General features: G+C 51.2%; 18 protein-coding genes and 1 pseudogene. 10 read left to right on the top strand and 9 right to left on the bottom strand.

Annotation, left to right across the window (positions count from 1 at the left end; genetic code table 11):
• Positions 1 to 62 precede the first annotated feature (62 nt).
• The 3 genes from TERTU_RS08180 to TERTU_RS08170 all read left to right on the top strand — a co-directional run bounded on the left by TERTU_RS08180 (position 63) and on the right by TERTU_RS08170 (position 3,122).
• A complete protein-coding gene (locus TERTU_RS08180) occupies positions 63 to 1,574 on the top strand; it encodes a pyruvate kinase (RefSeq protein WP_015818754.1) in 1,512 nt (503 codons plus the stop codon).
• 154 nt (positions 1,575 to 1,728) lie between these two features.
• Complete coding sequence (locus TERTU_RS08175; RefSeq protein WP_015817469.1) at positions 1,729 to 2,358, top strand: hypothetical protein; 630 nt, start codon at positions 1,729 to 1,731, stop codon at positions 2,356 to 2,358.
• A gap of 17 nt (positions 2,359 to 2,375) precedes the next feature.
• Positions 2,376 to 3,122 (top strand): oxygen-binding di-iron domain-containing protein, encoded by a 747-nt coding sequence (locus TERTU_RS08170; protein WP_015819438.1) that lies wholly within the window; start codon positions 2,376 to 2,378, stop codon positions 3,120 to 3,122.
• Here TERTU_RS08170 and TERTU_RS08165 read toward each other — a convergent pair.
• The 4 genes from TERTU_RS08165 to TERTU_RS08150 all read right to left on the bottom strand — a co-directional run bounded on the left by TERTU_RS08165 (position 3,119) and on the right by TERTU_RS08150 (position 6,313).
• Positions 3,119 to 4,402, bottom strand: a complete 1,284-nt coding sequence (locus TERTU_RS08165) for a GGDEF domain-containing protein (protein WP_015819079.1) — start codon at positions 4,400 to 4,402, stop codon at positions 3,119 to 3,121. The genes TERTU_RS08170 and TERTU_RS08165 overlap by 4 nt on opposite strands.
• 169 nt (positions 4,403 to 4,571) lie before the next feature.
• Positions 4,572 to 4,979, bottom strand: a complete 408-nt coding sequence (gene arfB, locus TERTU_RS08160) for an alternative ribosome rescue aminoacyl-tRNA hydrolase ArfB (protein ID WP_015820329.1) — start codon at positions 4,977 to 4,979, stop codon at positions 4,572 to 4,574.
• Positions 4,979 to 5,770, bottom strand: a complete 792-nt coding sequence (locus tag TERTU_RS08155; RefSeq protein WP_015820885.1) for a methyltransferase — start codon at positions 5,768 to 5,770, stop codon at positions 4,979 to 4,981. The genes arfB and TERTU_RS08155 overlap by 1 nt, the downstream gene beginning before the upstream one ends.
• A gap of 9 nt (positions 5,771 to 5,779) precedes the next feature.
• Positions 5,780 to 6,313: a nucleotide pyrophosphohydrolase gene (locus TERTU_RS08150; RefSeq protein ID WP_015817098.1), complete on the bottom strand. Its 534-nt coding sequence runs from the start codon at positions 6,311 to 6,313 to the stop codon at positions 5,780 to 5,782.
• Positions 6,314 to 6,521: 208 nt separating this feature from the next.
• Here TERTU_RS08150 and TERTU_RS08145 point away from each other — a divergent pair, with 208 nt between their 5' ends.
• Positions 6,522 to 9,443 carry an insulinase family protein gene (locus TERTU_RS08145; RefSeq protein WP_015817632.1) on the top strand — a complete coding sequence of 974 codons (2,922 nt, stop codon included), beginning with the start codon at positions 6,522 to 6,524 and terminating at the stop codon, positions 9,441 to 9,443.
• A gap of 151 nt (positions 9,444 to 9,594) precedes the next feature.
• On the opposite strand, the gene TERTU_RS08140 is transcribed toward TERTU_RS08145, so the two are convergent.
• Complete coding sequence (locus TERTU_RS08140) at positions 9,595 to 10,284, bottom strand: sensor histidine kinase (protein WP_015817521.1); 690 nt, start codon at positions 10,282 to 10,284, stop codon at positions 9,595 to 9,597.
• 21 nt (positions 10,285 to 10,305) lie between these two features.
• Entirely contained in the window at positions 10,306 to 11,931 is a 1,626-nt protein-coding gene (locus TERTU_RS08135; RefSeq protein ID WP_015817866.1) for a tetratricopeptide repeat-containing response regulator, read from the bottom strand.
• 198 nt (positions 11,932 to 12,129) lie between these two features.
• Here TERTU_RS08135 and cmoA point away from each other — a divergent pair, with 198 nt between their 5' ends.
• From cmoA to TERTU_RS08105, 6 genes are all read left to right on the top strand, one after another.
• The gene (cmoA, locus tag TERTU_RS08130) at positions 12,130 to 12,867 is read left to right on the top strand and encodes a carboxy-S-adenosyl-L-methionine synthase CmoA (protein WP_015818440.1); all 738 of its coding nucleotides are present in this window, start codon (positions 12,130 to 12,132) and stop codon (positions 12,865 to 12,867) included.
• Positions 12,860 to 13,840 carry a tRNA 5-methoxyuridine(34)/uridine 5-oxyacetic acid(34) synthase CmoB gene (gene cmoB / locus TERTU_RS08125; RefSeq protein ID WP_015819371.1) on the top strand — a complete coding sequence of 327 codons (981 nt, stop codon included), beginning with the start codon at positions 12,860 to 12,862 and terminating at the stop codon, positions 13,838 to 13,840. Before cmoA ends, cmoB begins: the two co-directional genes overlap by 8 nt.
• 219 nt (positions 13,841 to 14,059) lie before the next feature.
• The gene (locus TERTU_RS08120) at positions 14,060 to 14,983 is read left to right on the top strand and encodes a GGDEF domain-containing protein (RefSeq protein ID WP_015816815.1); all 924 of its coding nucleotides are present in this window, start codon (positions 14,060 to 14,062) and stop codon (positions 14,981 to 14,983) included.
• A 76-nt stretch (positions 14,984 to 15,059) separates the two neighbouring features.
• On the top strand, positions 15,060 to 16,664 hold the full coding sequence (locus tag TERTU_RS08115; RefSeq protein ID WP_041590137.1) for an aldehyde dehydrogenase (NADP(+)): 1,605 nt from the start codon (positions 15,060 to 15,062) through the stop codon (positions 16,662 to 16,664).
• Positions 16,665 to 17,089: 425 nt separating this feature from the next.
• Positions 17,090 to 18,451 carry an MFS transporter gene (locus TERTU_RS08110; protein ID WP_015819232.1) on the top strand — a complete coding sequence of 454 codons (1,362 nt, stop codon included), beginning with the start codon at positions 17,090 to 17,092 and terminating at the stop codon, positions 18,449 to 18,451.
• Positions 18,448 to 19,107, top strand: a complete 660-nt coding sequence (locus TERTU_RS08105; RefSeq protein WP_015819675.1) for an HAD family hydrolase — start codon at positions 18,448 to 18,450, stop codon at positions 19,105 to 19,107. The genes TERTU_RS08110 and TERTU_RS08105 overlap by 4 nt, the downstream gene beginning before the upstream one ends.
• A 403-nt stretch (positions 19,108 to 19,510) precedes the next feature.
• On the opposite strand, the gene TERTU_RS08100 is transcribed toward TERTU_RS08105, so the two are convergent.
• The 3 genes and pseudogenes from TERTU_RS08100 to TERTU_RS22440 all read right to left on the bottom strand — a co-directional run bounded on the left by TERTU_RS08100 (position 19,511) and on the right by TERTU_RS22440 (position 22,510).
• Positions 19,511 to 19,834 carry a hypothetical protein gene (locus tag TERTU_RS08100; RefSeq protein ID WP_041590406.1) on the bottom strand — a complete coding sequence of 108 codons (324 nt, stop codon included), beginning with the start codon at positions 19,832 to 19,834 and terminating at the stop codon, positions 19,511 to 19,513.
• Positions 19,835 to 20,049: 215 nt separating this feature from the next.
• Positions 20,050 to 20,418, bottom strand: a complete 369-nt coding sequence (locus tag TERTU_RS08095; protein WP_041590136.1) for a hypothetical protein — start codon at positions 20,416 to 20,418, stop codon at positions 20,050 to 20,052.
• 599 nt (positions 20,419 to 21,017) lie between these two features.
• A pseudogene (locus tag TERTU_RS22440) lies at positions 21,018 to 22,510 on the bottom strand (IS1182 family transposase).
• Between the last annotated feature and the right edge of the window lie 159 nt (positions 22,511 to 22,669).

Here is a 22,669-nt window from a genome sequence, read left to right as displayed (position 1 = left end):
AAACCGGGTGCATGCGTCAGCAAAGGATCTCCAAGCCGAGCCTATTCCACGGTGGTACCACAATGACGACACAACCGCACGATCTAGAAGCTCTCCTCAACCAGTTGATCACCTTGCGCGCCGATATGGTTGAAGGTGCGAAGAACCGACTCGCAAATTACACCGCGTATTTCCCGGGCGACGAGTTCACACCCAGCGCGTGGAATCTCGCGCTGTATCTGACGTTACGCCGCCACGATTTACGTGAATTGCAGTCACAGTTGGCCAGTTGCGGCCTGTCGTCCATTGGCCACTCGGAAGGCCATATTCTGGATACCCTGAACAAGGTTATCAGCCTGCTTTCTCTCACCCTGGCCAGACCTGCACCGGATACACCCGAACAGATTCCCGTGATTGACTACTACCGTGGCGGTGCACTGCTGCAAAAACACACCGACGCCGTGTTCGGACCCGCGCCTGAACTGCGCGACGTGCGTATTATGGTGACATTACCCACGGAGGCTGCGGATGACTTCGGTTTTATCAAGCAACTTCTGCTGGACGGCATGGATTGCGCCCGTATTAATTGCGCGCACGACGACAAAGTCCGCTGGCAAAAAATGATCGCCAATGTGCGCGAAGCACAGGACGCCACAGGCAAGCAATGCAAAATATATATGGATTTAGCCGGCCCCAAAATTCGTACCGGCGCGCTGGCGAAAAAAACGGGAAAAACCACCGACCTATTAAAAGTTAGCACCAGCGATAGACTGCTTTTGAGCGCACAACAGCCAGACAGGGCACTCGAATCTTTAGAGTCACAAACCACAAGCAATCTGGCTGGCGCCATTCAATGCACTTGCCCCGAAATATTTGCTTTTCTCGCGGTGGGCGACGCTGTATGGATCGACGACGGTAAGACCGGGGGTTCTGTTGAGTGGGTGTCTGCGGAAAATGCCATTTTGCAGATTACCCAAACAGGCCCCAACGGCTCGAAAATTCGAAGCGACAAGGGCGTCAACTTTCCAGACACCCAACTCAATCTCTCGCCTCTAACCGAAAAAGATCTGGATGACCTGGACTTTATCGCCGATCACGCCGACCTGGTGGGTTACTCATTTGTGCAGTCGCTGGAAGACATGAATCGGCTCAACGACGAGTTAAACGCTCGCAACGCCAGCGACCTGCCAGTGATCGCAAAAATTGAAACCCGGCGCGCAGTCAAACGCTTCCCCGAAATACTCTTTGGCGCGATGGGGCGCCAACCCATCGGTGTCATGATTGCCCGCGGCGACCTCGCCGTCGAACTTGGCGGAGAGCGTATGGCTGAGATCCAGGAGGAACTCCTGTGGCTATGCGAAGCCGCTCACGTGCCTGTCATCTGGGCAACGCAAGTCCTGGAAAGCCTCGCCAAAAAAGGCTTGGCATCCCGCCCCGAACTGACAGACGCGGCAATGGCCGAGCGCGCCGAGTGTGTGATGCTTAACAAGGGTCGGTTTATCCACGCGGCGGTGCAAACACTCAGCGACATCCTCTCCCGAATGGCGGCCCACCAACACAAAAAGCGCTCGCAAATGCGTGCACTGCACTGGTAATGCCAGATTACCTCAACAAGGTTGTAGAACAGGGCCGATGCTCGCAGTAGGCTAACGGGCAATCTCTAACGCCCTTGCGGTGTGCTATACCTTAGAGACCGAAAGCCGCGCCCCAGGGCGCAGGCGAAACCCATGGTCTGTATGAACACGTGTTATGGCTAATTCCTCCAACGGCAAAACCAGCTATTTTGTTGTCGCCGCCGAAGTGGCTGCCGAACTCCACAAAGCGACTATGGTAGCGAAAGACATTTCGTTAACGGCAAGTAACGCTCGCGCCCTGGCCTTGCGTGCCGGGCACGGTGCAGCGGGTTTTCGTGCGCTAACCGATTTTATTGACGAGTTGGCCAACAAAACTGTTAATGCCTCGGGTGAAATAAACCAACGGGCGATGAGCGTTAGCCGCCTGGCTTCTGAGACTGCACGCCTAAAAGATGCGGTTGCTCGCATGAATAAAGCGCAGGTTCGCGCGCACGAAGCGGCTTACCAGCAAACCCTCGCACCCGTCATACGCAAAACAGACAACGCCTACCGGGACGTCCAAAACGATTATGATCGCCAGATTTTCAAGCTGATCGCCGATCTGGATGAACTTGCCCGCGAGTTGCGCACCGCGACTGTGCTGGCAGCCATGTCGCGGGTAGAGGCTTCCGCTTCCGGCAAAGACTTTGAGGATTCGCTCAATGTCATCGCTAATAACGTCGCGCAAGCCGCTGAGAAAATTCAGGCACACGTCAAAACATCACAGCGTTTATTCACCAACGTTCGTCATGCAACGATTCATTAAATTGCTGGAGATCAGGGATGCTCACCAAAGAAATCTATAATTCTGCCAGCCATCAGTGGTTTATGTTCGGACGTGATCCGGAGAAACCGGAACGAATTATCGACACCAATCAGTTCATGATAAAAACAAAAGCCCATGCATTGCTGATGGACCCAGGCGGTATTGAGCTGTTTTCTGCGATGCTGGCAAATGTAGTAAAGCAAGTACCAGTAGAACAAATAACCCACCTTTTTGCCTCCCATCAAGACCCGGATATTATTTCTTCGCTCGGCTTATGGGACCGCGCACTGGACAACGCTACCCTGCACGCACCTTGGCTGTGGGAAGGTTTTCTTCGTCACTTCGGCATGAATACTATAAAATTTCACGGCATCCCGGACGAGGGTTATACCCTGAACCTCGACGGTGTTTCTATTCAATTTATTCCCGCACACTATCTGCACGCTTCAGGTAATTTTCATGTGTACGATCCACGTGCAAAAATATTAATGAGTGGTGATGTCGGTGCCGCGCTGGAACCCCCAGGCATGCCCCTGGAAGTTGAAAATTTTGAGGAGCACGTAAAATTAATGACGCTGTTCCATCAACGCTGGATGCCTTCAAACACGGCCAAAAACGATTGGGTCGAGCGCGTGAGCAAACTCAACATCGATAAAATGTGCCCACAGCACGGGCGGATTTTTACTGGTGACAACGTAAAACGCTTTTTGGACTGGTTTCACAAGTTGGAAGTGGGTACTGCGATAAAAACCGTAGATCACTAATTGGGTTCAGGAGCTTCCACAACCACGCAATTTCGCCCCAGGTTTTTCGCCTGATAAAGTAGCTGGTCAGCCCGGCGGAAGGCTTGTTCGAAAGCCTCGTCAGCCGTAATACGTGCTGCGCCGATGCTGACAGTCAGTTTCACTGGATGGCTGGGTTCAAACGTAGATTGGTAGACCGCAGTCCGAATTTTTTCGGCGAGCGTCTGCACGGAAGCGTGATCACCGAGGCGAGCCAATACGATGAATTCTTCCCCTCCCCAGCGAGCGAAAATATCATCCGCACGAATGCAGGCCTTAATTTTTCTCGCAAATTCAAACAATATCCGGTCGCCGACGTCGTGCCCACGTGAGTCATTGATACGCTTAAAATGGTCAATATCAAGTACCAGTACGGCCATGCCACACAATTGACCGGGCTCCAAGGTAAGCGCGTGAATAATTGCATCCAGACCAGCTCTGTTTATAACGCCAGTAAGCGCATCCGTAGTCGATAGTTTTTTATATTGTGCAGACTCCTCTCTCAATTGATGCAGAGCGATAGAATCCAATCGTGTCTTGTGCAGCAAATAAAGGATTCGGCTCACCGCTTCCCAGCCGATAACAAACATCCAACCGGCGATAAGCAGCAGGTACAGATCCTCCGGTTTAATCCAATCGCCCTTTAAAACCAGGCTCTTAAGCTGATAAGTGTGTTCACCGTAAACGGGCTGGCCAGCCTGATCGATACCGATGGCAACGACCGACTTGAAATCTGGTTGCGAATGCTCACGGGGAATTTCGTAATAACCCTTCCACCAATCGGCGACGGAGAATTCGCTCAAACCCACCGCGGTTTTGCCGTGCAAATCGGATGTGCGCAAGACTACGGATTCAAATTTCGTGCTCGCAATGTGCAGCGGACTGCTATACGCCGGGTCGTGATTGCGCATGTAAAGGCGAATTACTTTCGCTTTCCCAGCGTAATCCAATTGCAGCTCGAGCGTCTGAAAACTGGATAGATCGAGAGAGCGATATGGCGGCGCAGAAAACTCAACGGAAAGTCCGCAAATGGGGTAAACGTCTGATTGGACTATTTCACAACGCCAGTGCGCCAGCGAGCGGGAGATCCACTCCGCGCGGCTGTGTCCGCCTGACGACTGATCGGTAAACAGGGTGAGCGTTACATCCGTAGAAGGGAATATAACCCGCTGCTTGGCGGGCGCGTAATGTTCGGCCACCAGTAACGCCAAAGTTGCGGCGATAGCGCAAATACGTACGGCAATGTAGACCCGAGCATTCATAATGCGTAGTTTTAGTTTTTACATGGGATGAGCGCGCGCGAATCCGGCACGTTTAGAACGAGTATAGAACACGGCAGGCGTGTCGAAAATTTAAGCAGGGGAGATCAGCCGAGGCTAGAACCTCGTGTCAGAGTTGCGGGATTATCCAAACTAGGCAGGCATAAGGGCGCTAATAGTCCACCGGCCCTCGCCCGCGTTTTAGATCACCTCGGTGGCTTTTCGCTGCGAGTCTGCGTTTTTTCGAAGCCTTGGTAGGCCGTGTAGCAACCCTGTATTTTGGTGCCGTGGCGCAGCCCGCAAGGATTTCCGCGAGGCGTTCCAGCGCATCAGCTTTGTTTCGCTCCTGGGTGCGATACTGTTGCGCTTTTATCAGTAAAACGCCTTCACTGTTGATCCGGCCAGACTCTTTTTGAAACAGGCGCTGCTTTACTGCCGGTGGCAGTACCGACGCATGTACATCAAACCGCAACAGGACGGCGGATGATACCTTGTTAACGTTCTGGCCACCGGCGCCCTGCGCCCGCATTGCGCTGAAGCGGATGTCGCCATCGTTCAACTCAAACCCTGCGAGAGTCATCACACCTTTCGCCCCAGAACATGAATGTATCGGGCAATCGGCCAGAATGACTCACGCCTTGAGTACTCCAGCTCTTTTCCAACAATCGCTTCCGGTTCGCGATTGCGCTCGACCGGGTCCAGAATGTAATCGTGAAAAACACGAATACCACTGCGACATACAATCTCAAAGCCCTGTTTGCTGAGCTGTCGCAACACGTGATGTGGCTCCTGGGGATGGGTTGGCGTGAGGCTACCGCGGAAAGAGCGAAAATTATCGATATCGAATTTGTGAAAATTTGTCCGCAGCAGATTTTTAAACGCTAACCCATTGATATTGTAAAAGGTCAGTGAAAGCATGCCGCCGGGTTTGAGGTAGTTCGCGAGATGGGAATAGAGTCGATCCGGTTCCGCCAGCCACTCCAGCACAGCATGGCATATCACCACATCAAAAGCACTTGGCAGCGCCATATCGCGCAGCGGCTGCGCAAGCTGTTGCAGTGGATGACAAATGGCGTGCACCCGCTCCCGGTGTTCTGCTGCCCAGTCTGCCATCGCTAGTTGCGCGCCAGCCAGCATTTCACTAGAAATATCTGCCAGCACCAAACGATGCCCTAACTGCGCAAACTGCAGCGAAAACGGCGCCTGGCCAGCGCCGAGGTCGAGCAGATCCAGTGGACTGTCCGCGTAGAGCTCCGGCGCATACTCACGAAAATCCCGCTCAAGCACCGCAAGTCGTACACGCCCTTTCAGGGTGCCGTAAACGTTGCGCTTAAAACGCGGAGCGAGGTCATCGAAATTGCGGTCTTGCACTGTGTCCGCTTACCGGTGGGAGTCGTCTTTACCGTGGCGTTCTTTGAGGCGGTTGGATTGAGCTTCCAATTCTTGCCGACTGTTGGCAATTTTTCGAGCTACGGCCTCCCAATCGACGGCTTCATTGCCAGCCTGCGACCGAGGAATCTCGACGCGCACCATGCCCGGCGATGCTGGTTGAGGGCTTGGGTTGTACACCTCTGCCGCGCGCTGAACCATATCTTTAGCAACAATTTGCTCAATGTATTTTGTGCGGTTCAGGAGCATTTTGTCCTTGACGATGTCCCAGGGTTCTAGCCCCAGCTTATGGCACAAAACATTGAGGTAGATAAATAAGTCGGCAATATCCCCGGCGATTTTGTTAATATCACCGTCTTCGCAAACAAGTTCGGACTCGATATCGGACAGCCATTGGAAGTTCTCCAGCAACTTCGCGGCTTCAATAGACACGGCGCTTGCAAGATTCTTTGGCGAATGCAGCGAGTCCCAACCCATGGCTTGGGAGACGCGGCTAAACTCGTTAAGGATCAGATCTTTGTTCATTCGAGAAAATGCGAGTTAAACCCGTTGTTATGAGTTGCTCCGGTAGATCTGGAGGCACTTTTACGCATGACTTGTACATAACTTCATGCTGATTCACACTATTTCACATATCGAGTGTGAACTTTTTCACAAACGCAGGTGGATTCTAACAGCCTTTCATGAAGTTTAGTCAACCACCCCCCAAATTACTGTCGTTCCAGAGGTGTTCATGACGCAAAAAGTAACACTACATCATCCAGCGTTCAAATTTATCCGTCAGCAACATATCAGTTCGCTCAACATTGATGTACAGGAATTCGAACACAGCGCCACCGGCGCCCAACACATTCACCTCGCCGCCGCATCGGAAGAAAACGTTTTTCTCGTGGCGTTGCGCACCGTCCCGAAAGATTCAACCGGTGTCGCCCACATTCTCGAACACACCGCACTCTGTGGAAGCCAGAAATACCCTGTCCGCGATCCTTTTTTCATGATGACGCGGCGTTCGCTCAATACCTTCATGAACGCATTTACCAGCTCCGATTGGACGGCTTACCCGTTTGCCAGCCTAAACCGGAAAGATTTCAGTAATTTGCTAGATGTTTACCTGGATGCGGTGTTCTTCTCTCGTCTGGATCCGCTCGATTTTGCCCAGGAAGGCCACCGCCTGGAGTTCGCAGAACCGGAAAACCCCGAGTCACCCCTGATGTACAAAGGTGTTGTGTTTAACGAGATGAAAGGCGCGATGAGTTCAGTGTCATCCCAACTCTGGCAAACGCTGACCAAGCATCTATTCCCGACCTCCACGTATCACTACAACAGTGGTGGCGATCCTGAGTCCATTCCAGACCTCACCTACGAACAGCTCGTGGCCTTCTACCGCACGCACTACCACCCCAGCAATGCGGTTTTCATGACATTTGGCGATATTTCAGCGGAAGATCACCAGACTCGCTTTCAGGAGCAGGTGCTGCAGCACTTCAACAAACTCGACTACAAAGTGAGCGTTGAGGATGAAAAACGTTACTATGCACCGATTCGCGTGCAAGAGGCCTACCCCTATAACGATCCCGATGCGGAACGCAAAACCCATGTGGTAATGGCCTGGTTACTCGGCAAGAGCACTAATCTGCGCGATACCCTGCGCGCGCAATTGCTGTCCAGTATTTTGCTGGACAACAGCGCTACGCCATTAATGCATGTGCTCGAATCCTCGGAATACGGCAACGGGCCCTCCCCAATGTGCGGCCTGGACGATTCACAACGGGAACTGTCTTTCCTCTGCGGGCTGGAAGGTTGTGATCGCAATGCGTCGGAAGATGTCGAAACACTCATTCTGAAAACCCTCGACAAAGTTGTGCTCGAAGGAATTCCACAAGAGGATATCGAATCCGCCCTGCACCAACTTGAATTGCACCAGCGCGAAATCGGCGGTGACAGCTACCCGTATGGGCTGCAACTGATTCTCACCGCCCTCACCGCAGCAACCCACCGCGGCGACCCGGTACGCCTGCTGGACCTGGAAGCTTCTCTGGCACAATTGCGAGAAGATATTAAAGACCCTGATTTCGTGAAGAATCTGACGCGCGAACTGCTGCTAGATAATCCTCACCGCATCACCCTGGCCCTGCAGCCTAACGATGCCATAAAAACCCGTCGCGATGCGGCCGAAGCGGCGAGGCTGGCAGACATCAAAGCCGGCCTGAGCGAAGACGAGAAAAACGCGATTGTGGCACAGGCCAAAGCGCTTAAGCATCGCCAAAACCAGGAAGACGATGCCGGCATCTTGCCCAAAGTAACCCTCGCCGATGTTCCCAAGGGTGAAGTTGATGTCAGTTCGGAAACTCGTGAGCGCGGTTCGATCAAAATTACCCACTTCCCAACCGGCACCAATGGCCTGGTCTATCAGCAGGTGATACACGCGTTGCCAGCCCTGGATGAGGACAACCAGCAGATTCTGCCGCTTTATACCTCCTGCCTAACGGAATTGGGCGCGGGAAATCGCGATTACCTGCAAATGCAAAAATGGCAGGCGAGCGTGGCCGGCGGAATAAACGTTTTCAGTTCGGTGCGCGGCAGAGTGGATAACGTGCACGAAGTCTCCGCCTACGTTACCTATTCAGGTAAAGCGCTCAATCGCAACCAAAAACCACTGACCGAACTGATGGCCACCACTATGGCCGAAGCGCGCTTCGACGAACACGTGCGCATCAAAGAACTGGTGGCGCAAATTCGCGCCCACAAGGAACAGAGTGTAACGGGTAATGGCCACGGTCTGGCAATGCTCGCCGCCGCCAGCGGCATTTGTGCATCAGCCAACATGAGCCACCGGGTGTCCGGCCTTGAGGGCATTCGCGCGATCAAGCGTCTGGATAAAGCCATTAATGAAGACGCCGCACTGGCACAGCTGGCCGAAAAGCTAGCCGCACTGCATCAGCGCTGCACCAGTACCGCGAGTGAATTGCTGCTGATTGGTGAAGATGAATTCCTGGAAGATTTTGAAAGCACCCTCGTCGGCGCCTTCAGCTCAAGCCAGAACACGAACGACGCCTTCGCACTGCCCGCGCACAACCAGGCAATACAACAGGCCTGGCTAACAAACTCGCAAGTCCACTTTTGCGCGAAGGCCTTCCCCACTGTGGCACCGGAGCATGCCGATGCGGCACCACTGATCGTACTGGGCGGATTTCTGCGTAATGGTTTCCTGCACAAAGCAATTCGCGAGCAAGGCGGCGCCTACGGTGGCGGCGCATCGCAAGACAGCAACAGCGGCGCCTTCAGGTTCTACTCCTACCGGGACCCACGGCTGGCGGAAACCTTGAGTGATTTCGACAACGCAGTGGAATGGTTACTGAGTACTGACCACGGATATCAGCCGCTCGAAGAAGCGATATTGGGCACCATCAGCTCTATCGACAAATCTGAATCCCCTGCGGGTAGAGCGAAACGCTTGTTCCACTCGGAGTTGCATGGCCGTAATCATGCTTTCCGCCAGCAACTGCGTGAAAGGGTTCTGGCAACAACCGTCGATGATCTCAAACGGGTAGCACAAACTTACTTGCAGCCAGACCAGGCCAACACCGCAGTAATTACCGATTTCTCCTCAAGAGAAACGGTCGCGGCGCTTGGTTTGGAAATTATCGAGCTTTAAGCGACGAGTTTTAAACATCCGCTTGAGCAAGCTGCTCTGATTGATAACATCAATTTAAGGGCTACAAAACGATAACAGCCGCCTGACTTGTGTATCCGGCGGCTGTTATACCACTGCTTTGGGCTCTCTCTCGCGGCAACCCTGTTTCTCGTCAAGGGATACGAACTGTAAACACGCCGCCCCCCAGAGGTTCGCCGTTTGCCAGCGATATACTCCCACAAACGTCATTCTGGCGATGCGATTGGGCAATTTTTTCCGCGAAGTACAACCCCAGGTGGGTCGCCCCATCGGTCACCTCGGATTCCTCCAACTGGCAGCAGGGCCTTACGAGCATAGATGCCGGGTATCCCGGACCATCGTCGGCAATGGCGATGCACAACTGATCGTTCTCCACTTCAGCACTAATGCGAATTGCCGAATGGGTGTAACGTACGCAATTCACAAGAATGTTTTGCACTACGCTACCCAATAAATCGTCATCAAAATACCAGTTCAGATCGTGATCACACACTAACTCAATCGCTACCCCTCGCGTCTCCAACAAGGTGTGGTTGCGCGCGATTTGATCCTCCAGAATATCAATTACAAAATGCTCATCAATTCGCACGGGTAACACTTTATTTTGCATACGATAGAGGGTTAGCAGCTGAATTAATTCGCTGTTTATTCGCGACGCCTCGTAATGGAGTGTGGAAAATCGGCGCGATTGCTCGTCGTTCTCTGGCGGCGTGTCCTCGATAACGGATTCCAGCGACGCCAACAGCATACCCACCGAATTTTTCATGTCATGCACACTGGCGGCGAGTACGGTGGAAAAATCAAGCGGTTGAGCGTCTGTCATTGTCAAAAAACTCCAATAAATCTAATGGCCCATAGCACTGTGTGCCATGGCTTTTAAACGGGAAAAACGGGTGTATTGCGGGTGCTCGGTGTTGATGAGCCTACCCGCACGGCGCAATGCACGCGCGCATTCATCTAAGGTTTCCTGATCGCGTTCCATCTCTTTTAATTTGCCCACCAGTGATTGCACGATATTTAAATGAATCCCCACATGTCGGGGAAACAGTGTGCGGGCACGATCAAAGCAGGCAAGCGCTTCATCAAACTGGCGATGATTGTACAAATTGATTCCCTCGCGGTTGATATCAGCTACAAGCGCACTGTTGCTGGCGCTGGCTGGCTCGCTTAAAAATACATCCAAGCGTTCAAGTGCACGCTGATCATCAGCGAATATCACCCGCAAGTCATTCAGCAAGGCTTCTGCTCGCGGGTTATCGCCCAGGGCAAAAAGTGCGTGCACGCGGTCGACCTCCAGTACGATATCTTCCGAGCCTTCGTACATTAGCGCCTCAGCTTCGGTCAGGCTTTCCTGCGCTGCGGGTTTACGGCCAGCAAGCGCGTGCAAACGCCCTTCGAGTAAATGCATACTGCAAGCGGCGCCGTCTTCCAACGGATAAGCCTCTTTCGCGCTCTTTAACACATTTATCGCTTCAGTGCCTATGTCGGAACCCAGGTCCAGTTCCTGCTCAATTGCGTCAGCCACCAGGCGCGCAAAATGAAAATGATCCTCCGCGGCACCGTAACAGGACAACCGACCCAGCTTGACCACTCGCCGCTGCGCCACCACAGCGGTCACCAGATCGGCATTTTCCTGAGCCACAATGGCGAGATATTTTTGACGCAATATCGAAAGCGGCGAGATCTCCACCGCTTTTTGTACAGCTGTTTGCTCTTGTAATTTGTCTCCACGTTTGTTCCAGTTTTCTGCGAGACTGTCGTATGCGGGTAAAAACATGGGGTTTTCCTCCACAATTTTCTGCAGCCATTCACCGGCAAGGTCCAGGTCGCCTCGGGCCTGCCGCACCTGCGCCAACCCCAGCCTGGCCCAGTCCAACTGCCTGACCTCCAGTGCCCGCGTGTAGAGCGCTTCTGCCCGATCCAGATCGCCTTGCGACAACAACACGGTGCCCAGCATTTTATGCGCAGCCACCGCATGACGGGTCTGGCGACCAGCCACCTGTTCCAACACCTGCGCCGCCACCGCATGTTCTTTTGCATCCAGCGCGCGCATGGCTGGAGCAAGCGCGTCCCTCTGCCTCACGAGCCGCTCGATGCGCTGTTGCAGCATACGCGCGTTAATTGGTTTCATCAGAAAATCGTCGGGTTCGCAATCGTAGGCGCAAAGAACAATGGTGCGGCTGGATTCAGCGGACACAATCAAAAACAAGGTTTGCCGGTTGATTAACCCACGGTGGCGAAGCTCTTCAAGGACATGCTGACCGGTACGACCATCGCCCAGGTTGTAATCGCACAAAATCAGATCGAAAAATTTGTGCTCACAACACTGAATGGCTTCCCGGGCATTGCTGGCCAACTCAATTTTTTTAACGCCAAGACTACTCAGCATACCGCTCACCGTATGCCGAAAGCTGCTGAAGTCGTCTGCCACCAGCACAGAAAGTTTTGCGTAGTCCACACCTCGACTCAAAAGGGCGTCTCCAGGCTAAAATTCCGGGCCACTATTCGAAATACAAACCGAACGACTATTCGAACTAGAATTCAAACTACAAGTGTAGTTGATGGCAGTAAAAACGTTCCGCCTATCACTTGCAGCCACAGGTCGTTAGAATGCTCGCCGACAACAGACCCACTGCAGCAACGGCAGCAAACCCTATGAGTAACAGGCATGGCTGAGAATAAAGACACCTTGTACGCAACTGACCCGCCTTTGGGCGATTTCGTATTCGACCAACAGGTAGTTGACGTTTTTCCAGATATGATCAAACGTTCGGTGCCCGGCTATATGACCATTATTCATATGGTGGGCCAGCTCGCCGAGCGCTATGCGCAGAGCGGCACCCGCTGCTACGATCTGGGCTGTTCGCTGGGAGCGTCGACGCTCGCCATGCGTCATCGGATTCAGGCCGCGGACGTAGAGCTGGTGGCCATCGATAATTCAAGCGACATGATCAACCGCTGCAAAATAGTACTGGACGCCGACTCCGCTGAAGTTCCCGTCGCATTGCGCTGCGAAGACCTTGAGCAAAGCGACATCGAAAACGCATCCGTTGTGGTAATGAACTTTACCCTGCAGTTTATTCCAGTTGCGCGCCGCGAGGCGCTGATCAGACGGATTTACCAAGGCATGGTGCCTGGCGGTGTGTTGATTTTGTCGGAGAAGTTGACCTTCGATAACGCCCATCACGACAACCTGATGACCGAGCTGCACCACTATTTCAAGAAGACCAACGGCTACAGCGAGATGGAAATCGCCCGCAAGCGCAATGCGATCGAAAACGTGCTCATTCCTGAATCATTGGAATCTCACAAGGCGCGCCTGGCAAACGCAGGTTTTACTGGCACTGAACTCTGGTTCCAGTGCTTTAATTTTTCATCTCTATTGGCATTTAAACCCAGTGAATAGCCCCATCGATTTTCAACCCCTGCTCAATTCCCTAACAGACACGCCGCTCGCGCCCTGGCTGGACAGTCTGCCAGCGCAATTGGCCCAAGGCTTGAGCACCCAGCGCTTCGGTGATCTGCCGAGCTGGTACGACGCGTTGCGATCTTTGCCGGATCTACGCGCGCAGACAGTTTCTCTCGCCGACACCGTAGCAATTGGAAGCGCCAAAGAAGTCGACCCGAGTACCCATCAACAGATCGAGCAGGCTTTTCGCGCGCTGATTCCCTGGCGCAAGGGGCCGTATAATTTATTCGGTACCCACATAAATACCGAATGGCGCTCCGATTGGAAATGGCAACGGCTCGCGCCTTTTATTGCAAACCTAAAAGGCAAACGGGTGCTGGATGTGGGCTGTGGCAATGGCTACCACTGCTGGCGCATGTTTGAGGCGGGGGCAGCACAAGTTATCGGGATAGACCCGTCACCACGATTCGTCGTGCAGTTCTATATGATCAAGCACTTTCTGAATAATCCACCTGTCGACGTTCTCCCCCTCGGCATTGAAGCCCTGCCCGCAAATCTGAACGCTTTCGATACAACCTTCTCCATGGGCGTGCTCTACCACAGACGCTCACCCATGGATCATCTGCTTGAACTGAAAGCCACATTGCAACCTGGTGGCGAACTCGTGTTGGAAACCCTTGTAATTGAAGGCGAAAACGGTGACGTTCTGGTACCCGAAGGCCGCTACGCGAAGATGAACAATGTGTGGTTTTTACCCTCGGTACCGACCCTGCTCAGCTGGTTGCGCAAATGCGGTTTCGAAAACCCCCGCTGCGTCGATGTGTGTACAACGACAACCGAAGAACAGCGGTCTACAGAGTGGATGACTTTCCAATCGCTTAAGGACTTTCTCGATCCCACCGATTCTTCTCTTACCGCTGAAGGACATCCGGCACCCAAACGCGCGATTTTTGTTGCCACCAAACGCTAACAGCTGGCGGCAGAATTTTGCCGCCGCATTGCCTAACTCGCACACGCGCGCGTCGATAATTTGTCAAATTTCTGCCCCGCACTAAATTAGATACCGCAACACACTGATTTTTATGCATTTTTATTTTTAATTTCCCTTGGCACGAAAGTAGCAAATCCTGCACAAAGGCTGAACAAGACTGTTCACGTTTTACGAAATTGTATAGCCCAGGAATTTGTTATGGTAACTATGGCCGAAAGCAAAGCGCGCCAGCGCGAAGACGCAAAAGACAAGCGTGCAGCTCACAGTCAGCGGGTGAATGGATTTCCCGTCGAGAACAAATTGCGGGATATGCAATTTAAACTGGCGCACAACTTACAGTGTTCACTGGATTTGTACACCACCCTCGAACTGTTTTTCAATAATGTGAGAGAAGCTGTAACGCTGGACGGTTTGCGCTATTCCACACCGACAGCAGGTGTGGAATACAGCCTGGGCGACCAACGCGCCCACACGGTAAATTACAACTTGTCCACTAATGAGAACCCTCTTGGGCAAATCATTTTTAGCCGCGCACAAAAATTTAATGAATCCGAACTCGCCGCACTGGAGATGTTACTGGGGGTTCTCTATTACCCGCTGCGCAACGCGTTGCTGTATCAAGCCGCGTTACACAGTTCGCTGCGCGACCCGGTCACCGGCATTGGTAATCGAGCTGCTTGGGACGCTGCCTACCAACGAGAAGTCAAACTTGCCACACGCCACGGTACTGAGCTGTCTCTCCTTGTTATCGATATCGATCACTTCAAACAGGTCAACGATAACTATGGTCACCAGCAAGGCGACAAGCTGCTCAAGCATCTTGCCAAAACATTGCAGGACAGTTTGCGTGAAACAGACCAGGTCTTCCGCTATGGTGGCGAAGAGTTCGTTGTGATTTTGAACAACACCAACGCGAAAGATGCGGCCCTTACCGCAGAGCGCATTCGCCTCCAGGTTGCTATGAGCCCGGCACTGATCAACGATCAGGAAGTATTCGCAAGTGTCAGTATTGGGGTCGCGCACCTGTGCGCAGATGACGACCCTACCAGCCTTTTTAACCGCGCAGATTGCGCCATGTACGCTGCCAAACGCGCGGGCCGCAACAAAGTGTCCTGCGGCTAGGCCCACTTGCAATCAACCAATCGCCCCCAAGATAACTCAACGTACAAACCATTTGCACGATGACAGGGGGCGAATTATGGCCACAACCGGGAAACTTCTCATCAACGGGAGCTGGGTGACAGGTGAAAACGGATACTTCCAGGCGTACAACCCGACAACCGGAGCGCCCCTAGCCCAAGGTTACAGTTTCGCCTCCGCCGACCAGGTTCAGCAAACCGCACTCGCCGCGGGTGAGGCGTTCAACATGTACGCACGCACATCGCCACGGGCACGGGCTGAACTGCTGCGCACTTGCGCGATAGAAATCGAGCACCTTGGTGAGGAACTCCTGACAACCATGGCTGCAGAAACCGGTTATTCGCGCGAACGATGCGAGAGCGAGCGAGCACGAACCACATATCAGCTGCGGCTTTATGCCGAAACACTGAACAGCGGTGACTATCTGGATGCTCGCATCTGCACTGCCCAGCCGCACCGCACGCCAGCGCCTCGCCCGGATATTCGCTATGTTAATCAACCGCTTGGCGTGGTCGCGGTGTTTGCCGTCAGCAATTTCCCACTGGCCTACTCCACGGCGGGTGGTGATACCTGCTCGGCACTCGCGGCGGGATGTCCTGTCATCGTCAAAGGCCATCGCTCGCATCCTGGCACGGGCGAACTGGTCGCGCAGGCAATAGGTGCGGCCGTTGAACGTTGCGGGCTACCCGCCGCAATTTTCAGCTTTCTTCAGGGCGAAGATAACATTGCGGGCAAAGCGCTTATCGAAGCCCCGCAAGTGAAAGCCATCGGCTTTACAGGCTCACAAAAAGGCGGGATGGCAATTTCAAAAATCGCTGCGCAGCGCCCGGAACCCATACCTGTTTTCGCTGAAATGGGGAGTGTTAACCCGGTTTTTATCTTGCCGGAGAAAATGAACGGCAGCGCCGAGGATCTTGCAGATGCGTTCATAGACTCACTTACTTTGGGCAACGGGCAGATGTGTGTGTGCCCAGGAATCGTGGTTGCCAACAAAGGGGAAAGCCTGGAGCGCTTCAAAGCGCGTTGTACTGAGCGTGTTAACAAAATTACAGCCCAACCAATGCTCAATAAGGCCACTGCTACACAGTTCAGCACCGCTACCACGAAAGCACAAGCGCTTGCTGGCGTCAGCAGGCTCGACTCAAACACTAACGTAACAGAATCCACACACGGGTTCTATGCTGCCGCAACAGTCCTGAGTACCGACCTGACCACATTTGTAAACGAGGATGATCTCCACCATGAGATGTTCGGCCCGGCGGCAGTAATTGTCGCCACCGAGAACACCGCACAGTTCGAAACTGCGCTGGCACAGCTTGGCGGTCAGCTCACAGCCACGTTACACGGCTCTGACGCTGAATTGGAACATCACTCAGAACTGATACAGCAACTCGCCGCAAAAGCTGGCCGTATCGTGATAAACGGATTTCCCACGGGGGTGGAAGTCTGCGAGGCGATGGTGCACGGCGGCCCCTTCCCCGCGTCTTCCGATTCCCGATTTACCGCTGTCGGCACTGCATCGATTCAGCGCTTTTTAAGACCGGTGTGTTATCAGAATGTGCCAGACAATCTTCTCCCCGAGCCACTTAAGAACAGCAACCCACTTCGCATCTCGCGATTACTCAATGGAGAGAAAACATCCTCAGCTGTGAAACCAGAGTAACGGTTCAACTTGTTACCACCTGTACTATTACCACCTATACCGTTACCACCTGTGCTGTTACCAGCGCTAACTTATTCGCTGTTTTACCGGAAAATGGGGCTACCACTACAAACCTTAGCCGCTGCAGTACATGGGCAGTCTGGCCGCAATAAATACACCGTATAGGGGCATCGTCTGTTTAACACAGAGTTCGCGAAAGTAGGCTGACAACAGTGGGCTCGAAAACAAACACTATCCTCCAGTGGCCCCATTTACAGGGTTACCACGACCAACCAGCTATATCACAACTATATACACACTGGTGAATTCGGAAATCTACGCAGAAAAACCGCTTAATTAGGTTTTCTGCTTGGCTACGCCCGCACGTATGATACCCTCATGGCTTGTACGCCAGCACGCCACTCGTCAACGCCAATATAAAACCGATGAACCCAAACCCACAGATGTACCTTAATCGCACCAGACATTGGATTACCCTAGTCGCACTGATCATTGCCGGTGAAATTATCTTCGCCCTGCCGTTTCATATCGCACGTTTTTTTCGCCCGACGTTTCTAGATGCCTTCTCACTCAACAACGCTGAACTCGGTGATATTTTTGCGCTTTATGGTGTAACAGCAATGCTGGCCTATTTTCCTGGCGGACCATTGGCTGATCGGTTTTCGGCTCGAACACTGATCACTATCGCATTATTAACCACGGCTCTCGGAGGTTTGGTTTTGGTGCAAATGCCCAGCAAGAATACACTTGCGCTTTTATTTGCTTATTGGGGAATTACCACAATTTTATTGTTTTGGGCAGCAATGATTAAAGCCACTCGGCTTTGGGGCGGCGACAACGCTCAGGGAATTGCGTTTGGTTTGTTGGATGGCGGGCGGGGATTAGTCGCAGCTGGCGTAGCAAGTCTGGCGGTTAGCCTGTTCGTGTTTTTGCTCCCTGCGACAAGCCTTCCAGGAGCAGATGAACACACATTGACACACGCTGAACGCGTTGAATCTATCCAGGCCATTATTACTTACTACACCACACTAACATTCGCTGCGGCAGTGCTTACCTGGTTCGTACTTCCGGTAGATAGCAAAGAATACGAGCAACCTCATCAACCATTTTCGGCATACCGCACCATATCATCCCAAATTCGCAATCCGCTTATCTGGTTGCAAGGCCTGATTGTTGTATGCGCCTACTGCTGCTACAAAGGCATAGACAACTATGGACTCTATGCCTACCACGTACTCGACATGAGCGAGAGTGACGCAGCACAATTCACAGCGAGCGCGGCTTATCTGCGTCCAATAGGCGCTGTGTTGGCCGGTTTACTTGCCGACAAGGCAAAACCAGCGAAAGTCATTTTTATTTGCTTTTGCTTAATCGCTGTATGCTACGCCACATTATCACTACCGGACACCGCATCATTCCTACAACTCGCGGTTATTAATCTTGCCGCAAGTGCACTCGCGGTATTCGCAGTGCGTGGAATTTACTTTGCATTGATTCATCAAAGCGGATTGGCCAAGTATGCTACCGGTACTGCAGCGGGGCTGGTTTCAGTTCTTGGCTTTACCCCCGACATATTCTTTGCCCCCATTGCCGGACGCATACTGGACGCAGAACCAATTGAGGCCGCTCATCAGGCCTACTTTGTGATGCTACAGGGGTTCGCGGTGGCTGGCGCGTTAATCACACTCTTGTATCAACACTGGCTTACAACCAAAAACGACAGTGAGCTACAAAACAGCTTAACTGAAGGCGAAAAACTAACTTCGAAAAAAACGGCAAAAATATGAAGCTGACAGCACAATACGACTGCATTATTTTCGACTGTGACGGGGTGATTTTCGATTCGAACAGGCCTAAAATTGCAGCCATGCGATCCGTCCTGGAGGAATGCGGTTACAGCCCAACCCAGGTATCAAATTGTATTGATTTTTTCCAAAACAATTTTGGCACACCACGCCAAATACAAATCGACAATTTTTTCGACCGGTTTATCGACGAAATGCCACAACACGAGAACCAGAGAAAAATGGAGGTTTTCGAAAAATATTCTGCCGCTTGCCACGGTATATTCGAACAGGCGAAGCTGTCACCCGGCATTCTAGATTTGCTCAACACGTTTTCTGGGGACAAGTTCGTCACCAGTGGTTCCGTTCAAACAGAATTGCGCGAAATAATAAGCGCGCGCGATTTAGATCAATATTTCAAGGGGGTTTACGGCTCGCCGACCGCCAAGGCAGAGATTGTTGCATCAGTCCTTCGAGGTACCCCCTATCAAAAATCTGTACTTATCGGTGACGCCATAGCCGACTATGAAGCCGCAACAGCAAATAGCATCGATTTCATTTATTTCAAACCCTTCTCAATGGTGCAAGAATCAATGATGCAAATTGCTGAACAAGAAAAGTTTCAAGTAATCGACGATTTTAGAGCGCTTCTCGATTAACTGTTGTGGCTTGGAAGCCAGGGAACCTCTAAATATTAACAAAGCCGGGGGAGTTCACCTTTTGGAGATGAGTCACGATTACCGGGCGCGTCCTGAGATCCAATTAATAGAAAAGGACATTTCTCAATAAAACTACGGGGATGCCCATCTAAAAACCAAAGAACTTTCATTTTTGCGACCTCGTGTATAACATTGAAGGCGCCTCTTAGCTCTGCGCGTGTTTTTATACGCTCCGTGCGCCCTTCCTGTAACGTCGTTATCTGACTTGTTATTAACATTTCACAAATAAAGGATTTTTCATCTATCATTTTCAGCAGTCGTGGTAGAGCGCCACATCACCGGGAGGCCGGGACATAGGTACGGACGCCCACGAAGAGCGGAATGTGCTTGGGTTGTGATTTGTTTACTTTTTTATCGGAAAGTCGATGACTTTATCACCAACTTTGCCCTTTGATTTTTTGTTTTTTACTTTGCTGAGCAATTGAGGCGATACGTTCCATTTTTGGCCTGACTCAGTGATTATTGTCACAGTTTTTTTGTTGTACTTTACCAAGGTGCCTATTTGTCTACCGCGACCCGGCGGCTCAAAGCTCACTTGCTCTCCTGGTTTGAACTGCATCATCTCATGATGTGTATTCATTGACTCTAAGAATTTCAGACGCTCAACAATACGATGATTTAGTTCAACCAATTCCTCTTCCGTCAAATGATCGATATCTATTGTCATTTTTTGATTCTCATCTCTAGTGAGGTAAAACGCCATGCAGCAGCGACCCGAGCGCAGACGGTCGGCTTTGTGGTAGTGAGCGTTTAGCCACGAAAACCAAGATCCGAAATTCAGATCCTGTTGGCTGACTTTATGTATTTTCAACCGCAGCAGTTACTGAAGTACATTTAAAACTACCACCCATCATGCCATAGCAAGGTCCTGCTGGCTGTTAGTTACTTGGCTAACCAGATCTGTGTGATGGTTGGGTTTCCATATAGACAATGATCAGGGAGCACCAACTCGACATCTAGTCCTGAAGCCAAGCCAACAAGTGCCATTGAACGCGCCATATTCTTAGACATTAGATTTGTCTCGGAATCAGAATCACTGCCCAAATCGACTTTTATAAGATCGCTTCGACACTCTTGCGGCCCAACTGTTCTGTCAACTTTGATATAGAATGTCGAGCTCCCTTGGGCCCATGCCCCGATTTTGAGTATTTTTAATCCTGCTTCTGTACCCGCAACTACTTTTGCAGAAATACAAAGAGCCAATATAAAAGAAATATATTTTTTCATTTTCAAAACTCTATCCAATTTCATTTATCAATCTAACGCCCCGCAGCAGCGGCCGGAGTGAAGGAGCTTATTTTTACTGTAGCGTAGCGTTTACTGTGAAAACAATCTCCGGAACGTAGGTCCTGCTGGCTGGCTGGCTGGCTGGCTGGCTGGCTGGTTATGCAATGAACTAGGATTTCCTAGTCATTGTAATTATTAATAGCCGTTACTTGTACTTAAAATGATGTTCTCCCCACAGCCGGAACTTGCGATTAAATCGATTGCATTAATAACAGTTTCATAAGGGGCTAACGGGTAGTTAACCAGATGAAACTTTGTTTCAGATGTACAATTTAACCCTTCTAACTCTAACCTTAAATTATCGACAATCTTTCCGTTGAGGCGGTAAGAGTTACCCATATTAATCAGCTCATAGTCGACTTTTCCACCAGTGCAAGAACAGACTAGGAGGAAAGCAACAATTGTATATATACTTTTCATGCTTTATGCATAACGAGGCTGTCGAATAACACCGACATACGTATACCTATCGGGTAATTTCAGACAACCGTTATTTTTATGCCGCCGCTAAAAAATATCAGCCACGACGTTATTTACATCTATTTTTAAAAAATAGTTACCCTTCATCGGGCATAGCTCCCATATTTTTGTATCTTTACCAAGTTATGTACCGCACAGAATAAATACCATTGTCCGGACACCTTTTTAAGGCTCCTCAAGCTAAACCAACGCAACCCCATTATGTGTTTCATATGCGCAAATACGGGTTCGACAATACCAATGCGATCCGAGTAGATGGCTCTACCTTCGGGGCTGTCCATTTTGCGTTTCATTCGATCAATAGCGCGGCTATTGTTTTTAGGGGTGTCTTTGCGGATACTCACCTGTCTGCCGCGGTCTTCGACCCCATTACGTAAACACTGTGCTTGCATCGAGCAGTTTTTACAGTCGTTGAGGTAACCTTCAAAGCGAATGTATTCGACGCCTTTGCTTTGATATCCCGAGGAGCAAAGCCATAGTTCTTTTCCCTCTGGACACCAACAGCGTTGTGCTTGCGAGTCATAGTCGAAGTCACTCGATTGAAAGTATTTCTGTTTTCTTACCTTCGGCTTTTTATCTTGGTGATCCACAAACCTCGCATCGCGTTTACGATAGAGGTTATCCGCAATATAGGCATTGACGCCTTTCTCTGCGCAATAGTCTAAATTCGCCCCGCTATGAAACCCAGCAGTTGACAGCCATCTAGCCTGTCGGATGCAAGGAGTTTATCAATCATGGGCTTGAGTGTGGATTGTTCGCTATCACCGGTTACATCGGCATTAACGATGACCTGGTTCAGTTTATCGGTCGCGGCCAAACCGACGTACCCTTGTAACGCACCACCGTTACCGGACATCATATTGGCGCTATCAGGATCGGTGAGGTTGGTCTTACGAACTTTTCCGTTATGCCCCCGTTTATCCACCATATCACTGAGGGCATTTTTTAGCTTTTTATTGATGCGCTTGAGTTTTGCTATCTGTTTTTCTTCTTTTTCACGCACCGGTGTGTTCACCACGCCCTGAGCGTCTTCTTGACGATGCCGTGCCATCACTCGCCTTACTGCACGTTGAATTTTTTGATGTTTCTTCGTGAAGTCGGTCTTAGTTCCCGACCATTCCTTCGAGGCGTTTGAGGGAATTTTGCAGCCATCCAATGCCAGAGTGTCGCCACCAATCAGCCCCAGGTAATCACACTGCAACACGATTTCTATAAATATGCCTTCAAGGCGCTGTGGATTCTTTGAAACAAACGCTGCAATAGTGGAATGATCCGGGGTTAGAAAACCAGAGAGTACCATGAACACCGTGTTGTATCGGCACAAATGTTCGATTTTACGGCTGCTGGTAATGCCGCGATGATACGCAGAAAGTATGATCTTGAGGAGAGTGCCCGGTCTGTATGCCGATGCGCCACCCGCATCGTTGTTAAAATCGCTTTCAAACGAGGAGAGATCTAACACATGATCGACAATCAAGCAGACTGTCGCCTCAAAGCTGCCCTCTGTTATTTGTTCCTCGGGAATAACAGCGACAAATTCCCCCTGTTTATCATTACCTTGTTTGTAATGCGCCATGCCAGACTCCGTTAAGCGGCGTTGGGGTCTATTTTAACCCTTTAGAAACTTCTGTTCTGCAGGTTTTTGATGATTTTTTGAGTTTTTCGACAGCTTCAACGCCTTGCTCACCGGCACATGCTGCGGAGAGCGTTTTGTGTGAAAATGGAGCGCAGCGAC

Origin of the sequence: Teredinibacter turnerae T7901, from assembly GCF_000023025.1 — a bacterium.
In the GTDB taxonomy this organism is placed as follows: Bacteria; Pseudomonadota; Gammaproteobacteria; order Pseudomonadales; family Cellvibrionaceae; genus Teredinibacter; species Teredinibacter turnerae_B.
Note: the sequence above shows the minus strand (reverse complement) of the source record. Positions and strands in the feature narration are given on the sequence as shown.